Origin of the sequence: Nitratidesulfovibrio sp. D1 (genome assembly GCF_051133415.1) — a bacterium.
Taxonomy (GTDB): domain Bacteria; phylum Desulfobacterota; class Desulfovibrionia; order Desulfovibrionales; family Desulfovibrionaceae; genus Cupidesulfovibrio.
In genome coordinates, this window is record NZ_JBPGNZ010000005.1 from 461388 (window position 1) to 479786 (window position 18399).

General features: G+C 66.2%; 17 protein-coding genes. All 17 read left to right on the forward strand.

The annotated features are described in order from the left end of the window. The first annotated feature begins 83 nt into the window (after positions 1–83). The 17 genes from ACR4XJ_RS12765 (at position 84) to ACR4XJ_RS12845 (ending at position 18398) form a co-directional block, all read left to right on the forward strand. Positions 84–2009, forward strand: coding sequence for a heme lyase CcmF/NrfE family subunit (locus ACR4XJ_RS12765; protein ID WP_434755549.1), 1926 nt, complete (start codon positions 84–86; stop codon positions 2007–2009). Beyond that, complete coding sequence (locus ACR4XJ_RS12770; protein ID WP_434755597.1) at positions 2009–2668, forward strand: ABC transporter ATP-binding protein; 660 nt, start codon at positions 2009–2011, stop codon at positions 2666–2668. Before ACR4XJ_RS12765 ends, ACR4XJ_RS12770 begins: the two co-directional genes overlap by 1 nt. Then, on the forward strand, positions 2662–3339 hold the full coding sequence (locus ACR4XJ_RS12775) for a heme exporter protein CcmB (protein WP_434755550.1): 678 nt from the start codon (positions 2662–2664) through the stop codon (positions 3337–3339). The genes ACR4XJ_RS12770 and ACR4XJ_RS12775 overlap by 7 nt, the downstream gene beginning before the upstream one ends. 233 nt (positions 3340–3572) lie before the next feature. Next, positions 3573–4259, forward strand: a complete 687-nt coding sequence (locus tag ACR4XJ_RS12780) for a cytochrome c biogenesis protein (protein WP_434755551.1) — start codon at positions 3573–3575, stop codon at positions 4257–4259. Positions 4260–4288: 29 nt separating this feature from the next. Continuing rightward, on the forward strand, positions 4289–4429 hold the full coding sequence (locus tag ACR4XJ_RS12785) for a CcmD family protein (protein ID WP_116305856.1): 141 nt from the start codon (positions 4289–4291) through the stop codon (positions 4427–4429). Further along, positions 4419–5057 carry a tetratricopeptide repeat protein gene (locus ACR4XJ_RS12790; RefSeq protein ID WP_434755552.1) on the forward strand — a complete coding sequence of 213 codons (639 nt, stop codon included), beginning with the start codon at positions 4419–4421 and terminating at the stop codon, positions 5055–5057. The genes ACR4XJ_RS12785 and ACR4XJ_RS12790 overlap by 11 nt, the downstream gene beginning before the upstream one ends. Before the next feature lie 362 nt (positions 5058–5419). Further along, entirely contained in the window at positions 5420–6880 is a 1461-nt protein-coding gene (guaB, locus tag ACR4XJ_RS12795) for an IMP dehydrogenase (protein ID WP_434755553.1), read from the forward strand. A 252-nt stretch (positions 6881–7132) separates the two neighbouring features. Next, positions 7133–8680, forward strand: coding sequence for a glutamine-hydrolyzing GMP synthase (gene guaA / locus ACR4XJ_RS12800; RefSeq protein WP_434755554.1), 1548 nt, complete (start codon positions 7133–7135; stop codon positions 8678–8680). A gap of 207 nt (positions 8681–8887) precedes the next feature. Next, positions 8888–9208, forward strand: a complete 321-nt coding sequence (gene tatB / locus ACR4XJ_RS12805) for a Sec-independent protein translocase protein TatB (protein ID WP_434755555.1) — start codon at positions 8888–8890, stop codon at positions 9206–9208. Between the two features lie 587 nt (positions 9209–9795). Then, complete coding sequence (gene tatC, locus ACR4XJ_RS12810) at positions 9796–10590, forward strand: twin-arginine translocase subunit TatC (protein ID WP_434755598.1); 795 nt, start codon at positions 9796–9798, stop codon at positions 10588–10590. 60 nt (positions 10591–10650) lie between these two features. Further along, a complete protein-coding gene (gene hisB, locus ACR4XJ_RS12815; protein ID WP_434755556.1) occupies positions 10651–11241 on the forward strand; it encodes an imidazoleglycerol-phosphate dehydratase HisB in 591 nt (196 codons plus the stop codon). Further along, a complete protein-coding gene (locus tag ACR4XJ_RS12820) occupies positions 11241–11912 on the forward strand; it encodes a hypothetical protein (protein WP_434755557.1) in 672 nt (223 codons plus the stop codon). The genes hisB and ACR4XJ_RS12820 overlap by 1 nt, the downstream gene beginning before the upstream one ends. Beyond that, positions 11909–12640 carry a 1-(5-phosphoribosyl)-5-[(5-phosphoribosylamino)methylideneamino]imidazole-4-carboxamide isomerase gene (gene hisA / locus ACR4XJ_RS12825; protein WP_434755558.1) on the forward strand — a complete coding sequence of 244 codons (732 nt, stop codon included), beginning with the start codon at positions 11909–11911 and terminating at the stop codon, positions 12638–12640. The genes ACR4XJ_RS12820 and hisA overlap by 4 nt, the downstream gene beginning before the upstream one ends. 479 nt (positions 12641–13119) lie before the next feature. Beyond that, positions 13120–14019 (forward strand): hypothetical protein, encoded by a 900-nt coding sequence (locus ACR4XJ_RS12830; protein ID WP_434755559.1) that lies wholly within the window; start codon positions 13120–13122, stop codon positions 14017–14019. Between the two features lie 420 nt (positions 14020–14439). Then, complete coding sequence (locus ACR4XJ_RS12835; protein WP_434755560.1) at positions 14440–14586, forward strand: hypothetical protein; 147 nt, start codon at positions 14440–14442, stop codon at positions 14584–14586. Between the two features lie 241 nt (positions 14587–14827). After that, on the forward strand, positions 14828–16603 hold the full coding sequence (locus ACR4XJ_RS12840; RefSeq protein WP_434755561.1) for a YcaO-like family protein: 1776 nt from the start codon (positions 14828–14830) through the stop codon (positions 16601–16603). A gap of 187 nt (positions 16604–16790) precedes the next feature. Further along, positions 16791–18398 (forward strand): gamma-glutamyltransferase family protein, encoded by a 1608-nt coding sequence (locus ACR4XJ_RS12845; RefSeq protein WP_434755562.1) that lies wholly within the window; start codon positions 16791–16793, stop codon positions 18396–18398. Position 18399: the final 1 nt, after the last annotated feature.

Genomic DNA, 18399 nt, shown 5'->3' on the forward strand with positions numbered 1-18399 from the left:
ACGCCGCCCGGCTTCCGATTCCCGGCCCGCCACGCACCCATGTGCCGCATCCGCGCATCCCTCACATATCGGCAGGAGACTTCATGCACCTTTCCGCCTACTTGCTGCTTGTCGCGTCGCTGCTTTTCGCCCTCTTCTTCGCCGGGGCGGCAGCCGCGCAGCTGTGGCAGGGGCGCTCCACGGTCCTGCCGTGGATCGAAAAGGCGCACCTGATGCTGACCGGGTTCATGACCTTGTCATCCGTGGTGCTGCTGTACGCCCTTGTCAACTTCGACTTCTCGCTCGTCTACGTCGCCAGCTACACCGACCGCGCACTGCCGCTGTTCTACCGCATGACGGCCTTCTGGGCCGGACAGGCCGGGTCCATGCTGTTCTGGGCATGGTCCGTGGCCCTGTTCGGGGTCATCTTCGCCCTCACCGGCGACTACCGCGCCCTCAGCCCCCAGACCAAGCTGTGGTTCTGGCTGTTCTTTCTGGCCGTCATGGCCTTCTTCCTGCTCATCCTCACCGCGTGGAGCAACCCGTTCCTCACCGCATCCCCGGCCCCGGCCGACGGCAACGGCCTGAACCCGCTGCTCCAGAACCCCGGCATGATCTTCCACCCGCCGTTGCTATTCCTGGGGTACGGCGGCTTCGCCATTCCCGGCTGTCTCGCCCTGGGCCAGGCCATGAGCAACGGCTACGGCCGCGAGGGCGCGTGGGCGGGCATCGCCCGGCCGTTCACCCTTACCGCGTGGCTGTTCCTGACCGCGGGCATCGTGCTGGGCGGCTGGTGGTCGTACATGGAACTGGGCTGGGGCGGCTACTGGGCGTGGGACCCGGTGGAAAACGCCTCGCTCATCCCGTGGCTGGTCTCCACCGCGTTCCTGCACACCTCGGTCATCGAGTCGCGGCGCGGCAAGCTGCACCGCGTGAACATCCTGCTCATGGCGCTCACCACCATTTCCGCCTTCTTCGCCACCTACCTGGTGCGCAGCGGGGTGGTGGATTCGCTGCACGCCTTCGGCGACGGCGGCGTGGGCCGCCCGCTGCTGATCTTCATCCTGGCCTCCATCGCACTCACCGTGGCAGTGACGCTGATCTGGCGCAAGGACGACGCAAAGCCCCTTTCCGGCATCGACAGCCGCGAAGGCTTCCTGGTGCTGGTGGCCTGGGTGCTGCTGGCCCTGTCCGCCATCATCCTGGTGGCCACCATGTGGCCCGTGTTCAGCAAGTTCTGGGTCGAAAAGCCCATGGGGCTGGAACCCGCCTTCTACAACCGGGTGTGCCTGCCGCTGTTCGCGGGCATCGCCGTGCTGCTGTCCGTGTGTCCGTGGCTGGGCTGGAAGGGCGGCGTGCGCAGCATGCCGAAGCTGCTGGCCGTGCTGGGGGTGATGGCCGCCGTCACCGTCATGACCTGGTACGCCTACCGCATGCCCATGGCCGCCCTGGGCGCGGGCGCGGGCGCAGCCTGCGTGGCGGGCATCGTCATCCTGCTGACCACCGAAGCCCACGTGCGGCGCAACAACGCCTCGCTGGCCGCCCACGGCGTGCACCTGGGCCTGGCCCTGATGGTGCTGGGCATCGCCTTCTCCGGCCCGTACAAGGTCGAGCAGGAAGTGGAGATTCCCCGCGACGCCACGGTGAAGCTGGGCAAGTACGACCTGCGCTACGTGAACCTGTACGAGGGCGAAGGCCCCGGCTACATCTTCATCGAGGCCGAACTGAACGTCACCCGCGAGGGCGCGCCCGTGGGCATGCTGTCGCCCCAGCGCCGCCTGTACGCCAAGTTCGACCGCCAGGCCTTCGCCGAGGCGGCCACCATCTTCGGCCTTGGCGACGAACTGTACGCCACCCTGCTGGGGGTCGATGCCTCCGGCGCGGCCACGCTCAAGGTCAGCGTGAACCCGCTGGTGAACTGGGTGTGGATCGGCGGCACGCTGATGTGCGTCGCCCCCTTCCTGGGACTGCGCCGCCCGGCATCGTCACGCGACGAGGACGGCGACGCCGGAGACGGGCGGGAGGCATGATGATGCTGCGGCTGACCAAGGTCGCCAAGTTCTACGGCAACCGGCTGGTGATCAAGGACGTCTCGTTCGAGGCGGCCCCCGGCACGGTGACGCTGCTGGCCGGTCCCAACGGGGCGGGCAAGTCCACGCTGCTCAAGCTCATGGCCGGACTGTCCCGGCCCAGCGCGGGCAGCGTGGAGCGCGGCGTGGCCGAGGATTCCCTTGGCTATCTTGGGCACCAGACGTTCATCTATCCCGAACTCACCGCCTTCGAAAACCTGGCCTTCTGGGCGCGCCTGCACGGCCTTGCGCCGGAACGGTGCACCGAAGAAGCCCTGCTGGCCGCCCTGGACCGCATGGAACTGAAGCGCTTCGCCTTCGAACGGGCGGGCGGCTTTTCGCGCGGCATGGCCCAGCGGCTGAACCTCGCGCGGGTGCTGCTGCTGTCGCCGTCGCTGCTGCTGCTGGACGAACCGGGCACCGGGCTCGACACCCGGTCCATGGCCATCCTGCACCGCGAAATCGCCGCCGCGCGCGACCGGGGCGCGGGCATCGTCTGGATCAGCCATTCCGTGGCCGAGGACCTTGTCCGGGCCGACCACGTGCTGGCCATCGCCGAAAAGCGCGTGGCCTACAGCGGCCCGGCCGCCGGGTACGTTCCGGAGGCCGTGGCATGCTGAGCGCAGCCCTCGCCATCGCATCCAAGGACCTGCGCCTGCTGCTTTCGCGCGGCACCGGCCTGGTCCAGGCCCTGCTGCTAGGGCTGTTGCTGATCTTCGTGTTCAGCCTGTCGCAGCGGGTGGGCGAAGTGATGGGACCGCAGGGGGCCGCCGCCATCTTCTGGCTGGCGTCCGCCTTCTGCCAGGTGCTCATCTTCAACACCCTGTTCTCCATCGAAGAGGCCAACGGCGCGCGCTTCGGCCTGCTGCTGGCCCCGGTGCCGGTGCAGGCCGTGTGGCTGGGCAAGGGCATTGCCGGGTTCGCCCTGCTGCTCTGCGCCCAGGCCGTGTTCCTGCCCGCCGCCGTGGTGTTCCTGGGCCAGACCGTGTCGCCCCTGTGGCACGTGGGACTGGCCACCGTGCTGCTGGCGGACGTGGGCATCGTGGCCCTGGGCGCGCTGCTGGGCGCGCTGTCGCAGGGCCAGGCCGCCCGCGAATCGCTGCTCAGCATCGTGCTGTTTCCGCTGCTGGTCCCGGTGCTGCTCGCGGGCATCCGGGTGGGCGCCGCCGCCTTCGCCGACGACATCCCCGAAGGTGTGGACTCGTGGCTGGGGCTGGTGGCCGCCTTCGACGCCCTGTTCCTTGGCGCGGGCATCGTGCTCTTCCCCTTCGTGTACGGCGGGGAAGAATAATACGCAGATCAGGGGGCTCTGCCCCCTGCCCCCCGCAAGGGGGCCGCGCCCCCTTGACCCCTTTTTCGGAACCGCCCCGCTTCGCGGTCCGGTTCCGGATAAGCGCTGAACTGTGAGCATCCCCCTATCAAAAAGTTTGGGGGGATGGGGGTCCGGGGGAAGGAGACCCTTTCCAAAGGGTCCCTTCCCCCGGAAAAGAAATACAACGCCGCCCAGGCGGCAGCGAGGCACCCATGCGAACGAACCGGCTTTCCCCCGTGATGCCCCTTGTCGGGCTTGTCGCGGGCCTGGCCCTCGCGCTCTGCCAATACATGATCTTCGTGTACGCCCCCGTGGAGCAGACCATGGGCATCGTGCAGAAGATCTTCTACTTCCACATGCCGCTGGCGTGGTGGTCGCTGATCAGCTTCTTCACCGTGTTCGCGGCCAGCATCGCCTTCCTGCGCACCCGCAACTGGAAGTGGGACGCGCTGTCCGGCGCCGCCGCCGAGGTGGGCGTGCTGTTCAGCGGCCTGGCCCTCGTCACCGGCTCCATCTGGGGCCGCCATTCCTGGGGCGTGTGGTGGACGTGGGACCCGCGCCTGACCACCACCCTGGTCATGTGGTTCGTGTACGCGGGCTACCTTGTGCTGCGCACCCTCGACCTGCCGCGCGAGCGGCTGGGCACCGTCTCCGCCGTGGTGGGCATCGTGGCCTTCCTCGACGTGCCGCTGGTGTTCCTGTCCGCCCGGCTGTGGCGCTCCATCCACCCCGCCGTGTTCGCATCCAAAGGCGGCGGGCTGGAACCGGAAATGAAGACCACCGTCATCGCCTGCATCGTCGCCTTCGGCTTCCTGTGGGCGGCGCTGACGTGGCTGCGCGCGGCGCAGCGGCGCATGGCGGCGCGCATCGACGTGCTTGCGACGGAAACCACCATCTAGCTTCCCAAGAGGCAGGAGGTTCGAAAAATATGGAAAGCACTCAATGGTTGCTGGTCGCCAACGCGGCCGTGTGGCTGGGCATCGGCGCCTACCTGTTCCTGCTGGCCCGCTCGCAGCAGACCCTTGACCGGCGCATCCGCCACATGGAGATGCTTGGCGATGACAAATAGCACCCTGACCGTGAATCCGCTGGACGGCGGCCGCAAGCTGGTGCTGCTGGCCGTGTGCGTGGGCCTTGCCGCCATGCTGGGCGCCTCGTTCCTGTACCGCCTGTCCAACCCTTCGCTGGTGCAGCAGGGCCGCGGCCCCGCCGCGCAGGAGGAAGGGGAGCACGCGGGCGAAATGGAAATGGTTTCCGCGCTGATGCAGAAGGTGCAGCAGAACCCCACCGACGCGGGCGCGCTGTTCGCCCTTGGCCAGCATTTCCTGGACCACGCCGACTGGGCCCGCGCCGAAAGTTTCCTGGCCCGCGCCGTGGTGGCCGCCCCGGCCGACCCGCAGCCGCTGTACATGCTGGGCATCGCCCAGTACCAGCAGCAGTCCTTCGACAAGGCGGCGGAAACCTTCGAGCGGCTCATCGAGATCGATCCCCAGCCCGCCGCGCGCTACAACCTGGGCATCCTGTACCGCCACTACCTGAAGGCCGAAGACAAGGGCAACGCCCACCTCAAGGCCGTGCTGGATGACCCCAAGGCCCCCGAGGACCTCAAGGCGCAGGCCCGGCAGGAACTGGAGTCGGCCACGCACGGGGACGCCCGGAAGGCCCCCGAAACGAAGCAGCAGGACAAGAAGCAGTAGCGGGCAGCAGCCCCGCTGCATGATGCACACACCGGAAGGGGCGGACCACCGCCCCTTTCGCGCATGCAAGGGACGGCTTTACCCCATGGCGGGCGGCGGATGAAAAATGCTCAGGGGTTGCACCCGCCGCCGGAGCGCGGCGGCCTTCACCGGCCGCTCCTCCAGGCTTCATGCGGCTGGTTGACGAACCAATCCGAATCTTGACAATCCGCCGCCTCACTCTGTATGATGGTTGATTAAATTTTGACATATTTGTCAAACCTGCCCAACCCAACGGCCCGCCCTTCGTTCGGAGGCAGACGGGGAAAACGGTCCGGCGCCGCGCGGCCCGGACGCTCCAACAATCCGCCCGGAGAGAGATCATGAGCAAGATCGTGTGCAAGGCATTGACGTTCGACGACGTCCTGCTGCAGCCCGGCTATTCCGAAGTCACCCCCGACCTCGTGGACGTCTCCACCTGGCTCACCCCCGAAATCCGCCTCAACATTCCCCTGCTCAGCGCCGCCATGGACACCGTGACCGACTCCGGCATGGCCATCTCCATGGCCCGCAACGGCGGCGTGGGCGTCATCCACAAGAACATGCCCGTGGACCGCCAGCGCATCGAGGTCGAAAAGGTCAAGAAGTCCGAAAGCGGCATGATCATCGACCCCGTGACCATCGATCCCGACTATTCCGTGCGCCAAGCCCTGGAACTGATGGCCGAATACCGCGTCTCCGGCCTGCCCGTGGTGCGCGGGGCGGAACTGGTGGGCATCCTGACCAACCGCGACGTGCGCTTCGTCAAGGACCTGGAAGGCACCCAGGTGCGCGAGGTGATGACCGGCAGGAACCTGGTCACCGTGCCCGTGGGCACCACCCTGGACGAGGCCAAGGACCTGCTGCACGCGCACCGCATCGAAAAATTGCTGGTGGTGGACGAGGGCAACCGCCTGAAGGGCCTCATCACCATGAAGGACATCGACAAGGTCCAGAAGTACCCGTTCTCGTGCAAGGACGACAACGGCCGCCTGCGCGTGGGCGCCGCCCTCGGCATCGGCAACGACTGCGAGGAGCGCGCGGGCGCCCTGCTGGGCGCGGGCGTGGACTTCCTGGTGCTGGATTCCGCCCACGGCCACTCGCGCAACGTCCTGCGCGCCATCGAGATGGTCAAGAGCGCCTTCCCCAAATGCCAGCTGGTGGCGGGCAACGTGGCCACCTACGAGGGGGCCAAGGCCATCCTGAAGGCGGGCGCCGACACCGTGAAGGTGGGCATCGGCCCCGGCTCCATCTGCACCACCCGCATCGTGGCGGGCGTGGGCGTGCCCCAGGTCACCGCCATCCTCGAATCGGTGCGCGCCGCGCGCGAGCTTGGCCGTTGCGTCATCGCCGACGGCGGCGTGAAGTTCTCCGGCGACGTGGTGAAAGCCATCGCCATGGGCGCGGACACCGTGATGATCGGCAGCCTGTTCGCGGGCACCGATGAAAGCCCGGGCGAAACCATTCTCTACCAGGGCCGCTCGTACAAGATATATCGCGGCATGGGCTCCATCGACGCCATGAAGGAAGGCAGCTCGGACCGCTACTTCCAGGAAAAAAGCAAGAAGCTGGTGCCCGAAGGCATCGTGGGCCGCGTGCCCGTGAAGGGGCCCGTGGCCGAAAGCCTGTACCAGTTGGTGGGCGGCCTGCGCTCGGGCATGGGCTACGTGGGCGCGGCCGACATCAGGGAATTGCAGGAAAAGGCGCAGTTCGTGGAAATCTCGGCGGCCGGGCTGCGTGAAAGCCACGTGCATGACGTGATTATCACGAAGGAGTCGCCGAACTACCGCATCGATAATAACTAACCCGCGACGGGCCTTTCGCCCCCCGGCGTCGTCAGGCATCGCCTTTTACTCCGGTCACGTACGAAAGAGTACGCTCCCTTCGTAAAAGGCTCGCCTTCCTTGCCGGAGAACGAAAATCCCGCCGCGTATGTCCCGGTGACGCCGAAAAACGAAATAGCGTCATCGGGCAGCCGCTACTCCGCAAACACAACGGCCTCACAACGCACATCACGATTGCCCGATGCACCCCGCGCGGGCGACAGAGGACAGCACATGGAAGCACAGACCAAGGTCATCATCATCGACTACGGTTCGCAGGTGACGCAGCTCATCGCCCGCCGCGTGCGCGAGGCCGGCGTCTATTCCGAAATCCATCCCTGCATCGTCACGGCGGAGCAGGTGCGCGCCATGAACCCCGCCGCCGTCATCCTGTCCGGCGGTCCGGCCAGCGTGGGCGAGGCCGACGCCCCCACCCTGGACAAGGGCCTGCTGGAACTCGGCGTGCCGGTGCTGGCCATCTGCTACGGCATGCAGCTTCTGGGGCACAACCTGGGCGGCCAGCTGGCCACCTCCGAAACCCGCGAATACGGCCCGGCCGACCTCACCCTGCTGGGCGACTGCCCGCTGTGGGACGGCATCGACAAGTCCGCCTCAACCCGCGTGTGGATGAGCCATGGCGACAAGGTCAAGACGCCCCCGCCCGGCTTCGCCGTGGTGGGCCGCACCGCCACCCTGGACGTGGCCGCCATGGCCGACGAAGCCCGGCGCATCTACGCCGTGCAGTTCCACCCAGAGGTGCACCACACCGAGGAAGGCACCCGCATCATCAACAACTTCCTGTTCCACGTGGCCCGGCTGAAGGCCGACTGGACCATGTCCTCGTTCGTGGAGCGCGCGGTGAAGGAAATGGCCGAAACCGTGGGCGACCGTCACGTGGTGTGCGCGCTTTCGGGCGGCATCGACTCCACCGTGGTGGCCGTGCTGCTGCACAAGGCCATCGGCAAGCACCTGCACTGCATCTTCGTGGACAACGGCGTGCTGCGCCTGAACGAAGGCCAGGAAGTGGTGGACTACCTGCGCGAGCACTTCGACCTGAACCTGAAGTACGTGCAGGCCCAGCGCCGCTTCCTCGACAAGCTGGAAGGCGTGGACGACCCCGAGCAGAAGCGCAAGATCATCGGCTACACCTTCATCGAGGTGTTCGACGAGGAAGCCAAGGCCCTCGGCCACGTGGACTTCCTGGCGCAGGGCACCCTGTACCCCGACGTCATCGAGTCGGTGTCGCACAAGGGGCCTTCCGCCGTCATCAAGAGCCACCACAACGTGGGCGGCCTGCCGGAAAAGATGAACCTCAAGCTCATCGAACCGCTGCGCGAACTGTTCAAGGACGAAGTGCGCAAGGTGGCGGCGGAACTGGGCCTGCCGGACTTCATCATCTGGCGGCACCCCTTCCCCGGCCCGGGCCTGGCCATCCGCGTCATCGGCGAGATCACCGAGGAACGCCTGGACATCCTGCGCAAGGCCGACAAGGTCGTGCAGCACGAACTGATGGCCTCCGGCTGGTACCGCAAGGTGTGGCAGGGCTTCGCCGTGCTGCTGCCGCTGAAGACCGTGGGCGTCATGGGCGACGGCCGCACCTACGAGCACGTCATCGCCCTGCGCATCGTGGACAGCGTGGACGCCATGACGGCGGACTGGGCGCGCTTGCCTTCCGAACTGCTTGAGCGTATTTCGAGCCGGATAATCAACGAGGTGAAGGGCGTGAACCGCGTGGTCTACGACATCTCCTCGAAGCCGCCGAGCACCATCGAATGGGAATAGGCGGACGGCGTTCGCCCAGGTGCACGCTCGGATGCACGCCCAGGGGCATGCCTGGATGAACGCCCGGCGGACGCGCGGGGGCCGGAAGGCCCCCGTGGCGCCCCCCGCATTTGGCCGTAGGGCCGCGCCACCGCGCGGCGCCCACCGGGCATGGCCGGTCTTTCCCGCCCCTGCCCGCAGCACTGCAACCAAGGCGGTCTGTTTTCAATGTTCGGCATCGGCAGCACGGAACTTCTGGTCATCATGGTTGTGGCCCTCATCGTCCTCGGTCCCAAGAACCTGCCCAACATCGCACGCACGCTGGGCAAGGCCATGGGTGAATTCCGCAGGGTTTCCACTGACTTCCAGCGCACGCTGAACACCGAGATCGAACTCGACGATCACGAGCGCCGCAAGAAGGAAGCCGAGAAGGAATTCTTCGACGACAAGACCAAGGCCGAAGCCCCCAAGGCCGAAGCCCCCAAGGCCGAACCCCAGAAGGCCGAAGCCGCCAAGCCCGCCACCGAAGCCGACGGTAAGAGCGCATGAGCCGGGACGACAAGGACGCCGCCAAGGCGGAGCCCGTGTCCGAAGGCGACCGCGAAACGCCTCCTGCGGCGGACGAGCCGAACGACTGCGAGCCAAACGCCTACGACCCGGACGCAGCCGAACGCAACGCCTGCGAACTGGACGCCATCGACGCCTGCGAGCAGAAGCCCGCGTGGCAGTCGGACCCCGATGCCGGGCTGGCGTACGCTTCGTGCGGCGCCATCGAGGAAACAGCGGCGACGGCTCCGGAGCCTTCCGACGCGCCCGCCAGCGATGCTCCCGACGCCGGACAGGCGGAATCCGCTTCGGCGGAAGCCGGATCCGGCGAATCCCGCTCCGTCGAGGACGTGGTCGCCGCAGCCGTGCTGCCCGACTACGAGCCGGACGGCTCCGACGCCGCCCCCATTTCCGGTACGGACGCCAGTGGGGACACCGGTCAGGACGGCTCCGGCACCCCGCCCCCGGACGACGCGGCCGAAGCCGCCGCCACGGAAACCGCCGTGGTGTCCGCCCCCCCCCGCGACCTCAGCGAGGCCGTGGACCGCGCCGGCAAGGAAGAGGAAACCGCCGCCGAGGGCGGTCGGTCCATGACCCTGCTGGACCATCTTTCCGAACTGCGCGTGCGCCTGGTGCGCTGCCTCATCGCGCTGACCGTGGGCTTCTTCGCCTGCTACGGTTTTGCCGAAGAGCTGTTCAACTACCTGATGATCCCCCTGACCCGGGCGCTGCCGTCCGGGGCCAAGCTGATCTACACCGCGCTGCCCGAGGCGTTCTTCGTCTACATGCAGGTGGCGCTGGTGGCCGGGGCCTTCCTGGCCAGCCCGTACCTGTTCTACCAGATCTGGGCGTTCATCGCGCCCGGCCTGTACGACGAGGAAAAGCGCCACATCATCCCCATCGCCGGGGCGTCGGCGCTGTTCTTCGTGGCGGGCGCGGCGTTCTGCTATTTCCAGGTGTTCCCGTACGCCTTCGAGTTCTTCGTGGGCTTTGCCACGGACACCATTGCGCCCATGCCCAAGCTGGACGAGTACCTCGGCTTCACGCTGAAGATGCTGCTGGCCTTCGGGCTCATCTTCGAAATGCCGCTGTTCGCGTTCTTCCTGGCGCGGCTCGGCCTCGTCACCGCGCAGTGGATGCGCAAGACCCGCAAGTACGCCATCCTCGCCATCTTCATCGTGGCCGCCATTCTCACCCCGCCGGATGTTTTCTCGCAGTTGATGATGGCGGCGCCCATGCTTGTGCTGTATGAAATAAGCATCCTCGTGGCCGCCGTGTTCGGCAAGAAAAAGCCCGCAGTGGACGGAGAGGACGAAGAGGCCGCGCAGGAAGAGGACGGCGACGCCGAAAAGCCCGGCCCCGACAAGGTCGTGCAGGGCGACTAGCCCCGCGCCGCAGCACACGACGGTCTACACATGAACCACGCCCCCCGGAAGGAGCCCGAGATGAGCCAGCGCAGCGCCGCCGTGTTCCGCGAAACCAAGGAGACCTCCATCCGCCTCGACCTCGTGGTGGACGGGCAGGGCCTTGTCAACGTGCACACCGGGTTCGGCATGGCGGACCACGTCATCACCCTGGCCGCGTTCTGGGCCGGGTTCGACCTTACCCTGTCCTGCACCGGCGACCTGCACATCGACGCCCACCACACCGTGGAGGACGTGGGCCTGTGCCTGGGCCAGGCCCTGGCCGAGGCCCTGGGCGAACGGGCCGGCATAGCGCGCGTGGGGTTTGCCCGCGTGCCCATGGACGAGGCCCTGGCCGACGTGTGCATCGACATCTCCGGCCGCCCGTGGCTTGAATGGCGCGGGGACGACCTGTTGCCGCCCGTCGTCGCCGGGCAGGAACGCGACCTGTGGCGCGAGTTCCTGAAGGCATTCGCGTTGGCCGCCCGCATGAACCTGCACGTCTCGTTCCTGTACGGCAGGAACGGTCACCATCTGCTGGAATCCGCCGCCAAGGGGCTGGGACTTGCCCTGCGGCAGGCGGTGCGCCGTGACCGCGAGACGCTGCTCAGCACCAAAGGGAGCCTAGACTGATGCGTACCCATCGCGGTTTCATCGCCTTCCCGGTGTCGGGCGCGCTGCTCGCGCTGCTCGTCCTCACCCTGCTCGCCGTGCTGCCCGGCTGCTCGCAGCGCCAGCGCGGCCCGGCCCCGCTGCCCGACGCTACCATCGGCGTGGCCGCCTTCACCCAGCCCACGGCCATGGCCGATCTGCTGGCCGGGTACATCCCCGAGGACCAGCACAAGGTGGAGGAAGAAACCTTCGCCGACCTCGACCGTGCCTTCGGCGACATCCTGCGCGGCGAAACCAAGCGGGTGTACAGCTTTGCCGCCACCAAGCCCTCGCTGTCCACCCAGGCGGGCGGACGCACCGGCGGGCGGCCCCAGGCGCTGGCCTACTGGGTCGAAGTGGGCCGCCAGGCCGACGTGGACTTCCTGCTGGTGCCCCAGGTCATCGACCTGCGCGAACGCCAGGGCGGCGACATGGGCGTCACCGAGTCCGCCAGCATTATGATGGACGTGTTCCTCATCGACGTGAAGGGCGGCACCCTGGTCAAGCGCTCCAACTACGACGAAAAGCAGATGGGCCTCGCGGACAACCTGCTGGAAGTGGGCAAGTTCGTGGGGCGCAAGGGCAAGTGGCTGTCCGCCCTTGACCTGGCCAGGGAAGGGATGCGCAAGGCCATCAAGGAGTTCGGCCTGTGATCCTTTTCCCCGCCGTGGACATCAAGGACGGCCGTTGCGTGCGGCTGCGGCAGGGCCGCGCCGACGCCGAGACCGTGTTTTCCGACGACCCGGCCGCCATGGCCCGCCACTGGCAGGACCAGGGCGCCAGATGGCTGCACGTCATCGACCTGGACGGGGCCTTCAGCGGCATGCCCGCAAACTTCGGGCTGATCCGCCGCATCTGCGCCGACCTTTCCGTTCCGGTGCAGCTTGGCGGCGGCGTCCGCGACGAGGGCACGGCCAGGGCCTACCTCGACGCCGGGGTGGAACGGCTGATCATCGGCACCGTGGCTCTGGAGGAACCGGACCTGTACGCCCGCCTGTGCGCGGCCTTTCCGGGGCGCGTCGGCGTCTCGCTGGACGCCGAGGGCGGCAGGCTGAAGACCAAGGGCTGGGTGGCCGATTCCGGCCTGACCGTGGATGACGTGCTGCCCCGCCTGCTGGACGCGGGCACCGCCTTCGTCATCTACACCGATATCGACCGCGACGGCATGCAGACCGGGGTGAACCTGGCCGCGCTGGAACGGCTGGCGGGCATGTGCCCGGTGCCGGTCATCGCGGCGGGCGGCGTGGCCACGCTGGAGGACGTGCGGGCGTTGTACCCACTGACGCTGACGTCCAGCGTGGAGGGGGCCATCACCGGCCGAGCCATCTACACCGGCACCCTCGACCTGCACGCGGCCATGGAGTGGATTGCCGCGCAGTAGTGGGCGGGGCGCGGGGGGAAACGCACGCGAGAGAGGGAGAGATTGGAATTAAATTGGATAGCTGAGCGAGGGGGCCGCAGAAACGCGGTCCCTTTTTTTGAGCTAATACGCTGCGCCTTGCCCTTCGAAGAAGTTAGCTCTGCCCAACAAGCATCATTACAAAACTTGCGAACTGTTGGAGCCGCAACGTAAAAAGTTAACCGCTCATTCGATCATCCTCGCAGATATTCTCAAAGGTTGACAAACGGTAAACAGCGAGAGATAAAAAATTATTGAGCATATTATGGACACTGACAATACCAGAGCAAAACCCCAAAACGAACACAGACAATATTCCACATAATATTAACTTAACGACTTTGAATTGGCTCAATAAAAACACCGCCTAGCCGCCATGAAGCACTTTGCATCCCCTGTCTCGCATGCCTTTAACGCAAGAAATATTAATTAAAATTCATCACATTACTCAGGATTTCATGATGGAAACAAGAATCTGTTATTCCTATGATAGTCTTGATTTTTTCTTCAATGGCATAGAACACGCGCATAAATACCCAAAAGATCCAAACTGGAGTATACCCGCCCACGCGACACTAGTTGCTCCCCCGGATGAACCGTGGCCGAAAGGGCTGATACCTGTTTTCAGCGCTACGAGCCAAGAATGGTCCCTACAGCCAGATAATTTCTGGCGTCCTACAATTGAAGAAGTTTATCTTTCCCTCGCAGCCCCTCTTAGTGGCGTTCCTCGACTAAGGGCACGAAGCTGGAGTGACCTTCCAAGAGGCACCCTTCCTCGGCTACTAAATGGAACCCGGACCCCGCTATGGTGTGAAGCCATGCTCGCACACATCAACATACTCATTGACGATGTATGCGAAACTCACAGCCTTGTGTTCTCAAAAGATTTATCTGCATTAACAAAACAACCTTCCCCCCGCATGGCACATAATTTTGCAAAATTCCACTTACTGCTTGCAATGAAGTCATTGATCGACACTGTGATCATAGCGCGGTCTATTGCGGAATTTGGCAACGACATTTGGCAGGAAAAAAAACTCTTCGCTGACTCCATAGGAAACCTTCTTAACCTTAACGACAAAAGTGACCCAAGGTGTACCCAGTTAAAGCATGAACTAGTGCCTACTAACGACATTGAGCTTTTCTTAAGGGCACTGAACGAACTCGCCAACGCACAAAAACACTCTGCCCTAACACCGGAAACCTTACATCTTGTAGGTGAAAACTCGCCTTCGATATTAGCTCTCGCTGTTGATCGCAACAATTTTAACAAAAAGATAACCTATCACAACCACAGATTAGACCAAATCATTGTCGGCATGGAAATGTTTTTAGATGTGGCTCTCTCAAAAACAAAGTAAAGCGCACTGCCCAATACTCACGCCTCAACTACTCAATATCCTCTCGCAAAGGACACGAAACTATTCGCCCACAAAACTCACCATATATACTATCCCCACGCATTTCTAGCCACCTACTGACTACAACCTCTGCACCGTCCCTATCACGAACTTCGCCATTATTATCCATAACCGCCTCAATCCAAAGAGGCAGAGGAACTCGACAGGCTCCACGAGGCGCACTATATCGTTCCTGAATATAGTGAGAGTCCAATTCCTCGGACCATTCTGGCTCCCATTTACACCCTCGACACACCATTCACGACCTCCTTTTTGCATCAAGTAGGCTATTATCATTCAGCTGCCAAGAAGCCTGCGCAACTCCGGTCAGCATACAAGGGTGCCATCCATCACCACTCAAATGCAATCCACACACTTAAAATGCTTCCTGCCCCCCTTTGGGAGGACGTGTGGGCGTTGTATCCGCTGACGCTGACGTCCAGCGTGGAGGGGATCGTCACCGGCCGGGTCATCTACACCGTCACCCTCGACCTGCACGCGGCCATGGAGTGGATTGCTGCGCAGTAGTGGGGGACGCGAGGGTGAACGCACGCGAGAGAGAGGGAGAGATTAGAATTGAATTGGATAGCTGAGCGAGGGGGCTGCGGAAACGCGGTCCCCTTGTTGTTTGGCGTGGTCAACAGGGTGGGGCTATCTTCATAGAAGCCGTGACTAACCTCGCACAACCCCTCCCCCCTTCCCCCTGCTCATCCTTGTCCCCTCCACCCCCATACGCTATGCCATCCCCACGCACACTCACGGAGGACCCATGCCCGACTCGACCAAGCCTGCGGCCATCCCCGCCCCCCTCCCCACCCTGCACTACCGCTACACGCACACCTCCACGGAGGCCACCACCGGCTACTTCTCCTGCGAGCCCCCGGCGGACATGACCTTCGAGCAGGGCCTGGACCGGCTGGAGGCCGCGCCCCTGGACGAATTCCTGCACAGCCATCTGCTGCGCCTCGCCGCCGTTTTCACCCCGGAGCGCATGGCCGCCCTGCTGGACGGCCTCGACCCGGCCGCCCGGCCCGCCACCGCCGCCCTGCTGTGCGAGGCGTGCCTGCTGAACCCCGATCTTTCCGGCCTCGTCCGCCAGACGGACCCGGCCCCCGCGCCGGAAGGCCTTGCCGCCATCGAGGCCGCCACCCCGCACATCGCCCTGCGCTGGCACGCCCAGCCCGACCGCGACCTGCACCGCGCCTGGTGCGAGGTGTTCCGCGACAACATGCACCACCACCGCATGCTGCCGCAGCTTGAGGACATGGACATCCCCCCGCTGTACGACCCGGCGGAAATCCTGGACGGCCCGGAACGCCCGGTGGCCACCGCCGCCGACATCCGCGCCCTGCTGTCCATGGAACCCGCCGAATCCGCCCCGTGGCAGCGCCCGCCGTCGCACGAAACGGCGTCCCTGGCGCTGGAACGGCTGGTGGAAAACGGCATCATCGCCGGGGTGGAGATGCGCCACGAGGCGTCCCTTTCCCCCATCGCCCTGCTGCGCCGCTGGAACGTGGACATGACCGTGCGCTGCGGCGCGCTGGACTACACCCTGAAAGGCGAGGGCACCACCTACGGCCGGGGCCTGTCGCTGGCCGACGCGCGCGCCTCCTACGCCATGGAGATGGTGGAGCGCGCCTCGTCGTACGTTTCCGTCGGCAAGATTGGGGGCCACCTCCACGTGCTCGACCGCGCCACCCCGCAGCCGCTGATCCGCGCCCGCCTGTCCGAACTGCTGGCCGACGGCCGCGAGGCGCTGGCCCCGCAGGCCATTCCGCTGGAGGCCCCCTACCAGGACCAGCCCCTGTACTGGCTCACCGGACACACCCCCGACGACGCGGGCGGCACGCGGCCCGTGCTGGTGCCCGCGCAGATGGCCTATCTGTTCTGCAACCTTGACGAAATCGCGCTGTTCTCGGCCTCCGGCTCCACCGGGCTCGCCACCGGCAACATCATGGCCGAGGCCAAGGTGGCCGCGCTGACCGAAATCCTCGAGCGCGACGCCGAAGCCACCATGCCCTACGACCGCTCACAGTGCTTCCGCCTGGTCACCGACGACGCGCGGTTGCAGGCCCTGCTGGACGACTACGCCGCGCGCGGCATTCACATCCAGTTCCAGGACCTGACCACCGAGTTCGGCGTGCCCTGCTACAAGTGCTTCGTGGTGGGGCCGCGCGGGCAGGTGGCGCGCGGCACCGGCGCGGGCCTTTCCGGCCGCCGGGCCGTGCTGTCCGCCATGACCGAAACCCCTTTCCCCTACCCCAACGGCGGCCCCTCCGGCCCCGGCGTGCGCGGCCTGCCCGAACGCAGGCTGGAAGACCTGCCCGACCTGACCCTGGAATCGCCCCAGCGCAACCTGGCGCTGCTGGAAACCCTGTTCGCCGTCAACCGCATGGCCCCGGTGTACGTGGACCTCACCCACGCCGACCTGGAATTCCCTGTGGTCAAGGCTCTGGTGCCCGGCCTGGAATCCACCGCCGACTTCGATGCCTGGTCGCGCATGAGCCGCCGGTTGTTCCGTAATTATCTGAGGTTGAGAGGGTAAGAACATTGGGGGAAAGGGGAGAAGGGAATGAACCGGGGAAGGGGAGGACACTTTGGAAAGTGCCCTCCCCTTCCCCGGACCCCATCCCCTCCCTCAAACTTTCTGATAGTGGACGGGGTGTCCCTTGCAACCGGGACAGCCGAACCACAAGCACCCCACAGGAATTTCACCGCCACGGAGCCTTGTCATGCTGCACACGCCGCGCGCCCGCAGGGGCATGGTCGTCACCCCGCATCACCTCGCCTCGCAGGCCGGTCTCGCCATCCTGCGCGAAGGCGGCAACGCCGTGGAGGCCGTGGTGGCGGCCGCCGCCACCCTGTGCGCGGTGTATCCGCACATGACCGGCCTTGGCGGCGACGGCTTCTGGCTCATTCACCAGCCCGGCGCGCCCGCGCCCGTGGGCATCGACGCCAGCGGCCGCTCCGGCGCGGCCGTGACGCCGGACCTGCTCCGGAAAGCAGGCCACACGGACGCAGTGCCCCGGCGCGGCCCGCTGGCCGCCATCACCGTGGCCGGGGCCGTATCCGGCTGGGCGGCGGCGCTGGACCACGCCCGCGCGTGGGGTCCGGCCCTGCCCCTGCCCCGCCTGCTGGAAGAGGCGGAATGGCACGCCCGGCACGGCTTTGCCGTCACCGCCGGGCACCATGCGCTGGTGCGCGCTCACCAGGAATCGCTGGCCGCCCAGCCCGGCTTTGCCGCGCAGTTCCTGCCCGGCGGCGCGTGTCCCCCGGAAGGGAGCACCCTGCGCCTGCCCGCCTTGGCCGATACCCTGCGCACGCTGGGCAGACGAGGGCTGGACGATTTCTACCGGGGTCAGGTGGCCGCCGCCATGGCCGCCGACCTTGCCGACGCGGGCTCTCCCCTCGCGGCGGCGGACCTTGCGGCCCACCGGGCGTCGCTGGTGGCCCCGCTTTCCCTGCGCCTGCCGCAGGGCCAGGTGTTCAACCTGCCTCCGCCATCACAGGGCGTGGCGTCGCTGTGCATCCTCGGCATCTTCGAGCGGTTGCGCAGCGCGGGGGCCGACATCGAACCGGAAACCTTCGCGCATGTCCATGCCATCGTCGAGGCCACCAAGCGCGCCTTCCGCATGCGCGACGGCCTGGTGGGCGACCCCGACCATGCACCGTACCCTGCGGCGGACGCCCTGCGGGCCGACCGGCTGGACGCCCTGGCCCGCGATGTGGACATGGCCCGCGCCCTGCCGTGGCCCGCGCCGCCCTCCGGCGGCGACACGGTGTGGCTGGGCGCGGTGGACGCCCAAGGCCGCGCCGTCAGCTGCATCCAGAGCATCTTTTTCGAATTCGGCTCCGGCGTGGTGCTGCCGCGCACCGGCATCGCCTGGCAGAACCGGGGCTGCGGCTTCAGCCTGCGCGCCGAAAGCCCTGCCGCGCTTGCTCCCCGCCGCAAACCGTTCCACACCCTGAACCCGGCCCTGGCCCTGCTGGCCGACGGCCGGGTCATGCCCTACGGCACCATGGGCGGCGAAGGCCAGCCCCAGACCCAGGCCGCCGTGTTCACCCGCCACGTGGTCTTCGGCCAGCCGTTGCAACGGGCCGTCAGCGCGCCGCGCTGGCTGCTGGGCAAAAGCTGGGGGGACGACGCCGCGTCCCTGCGGCTGGAGGGCCGCTTCGACCCCGCCGTGGCCGACGCGTTGCGCGCGGCCGGGCACCCCGTGCGCATGGTGGGGGACTACGACCCGGTCATGGGCCACGCCGGGGCCATCGTGCGCCACCCGGACGGCACGCTGGAAGGCGCGGCCGACCCGCGCGGCGACGGCTGCGCGGCGGGGTGGTAAC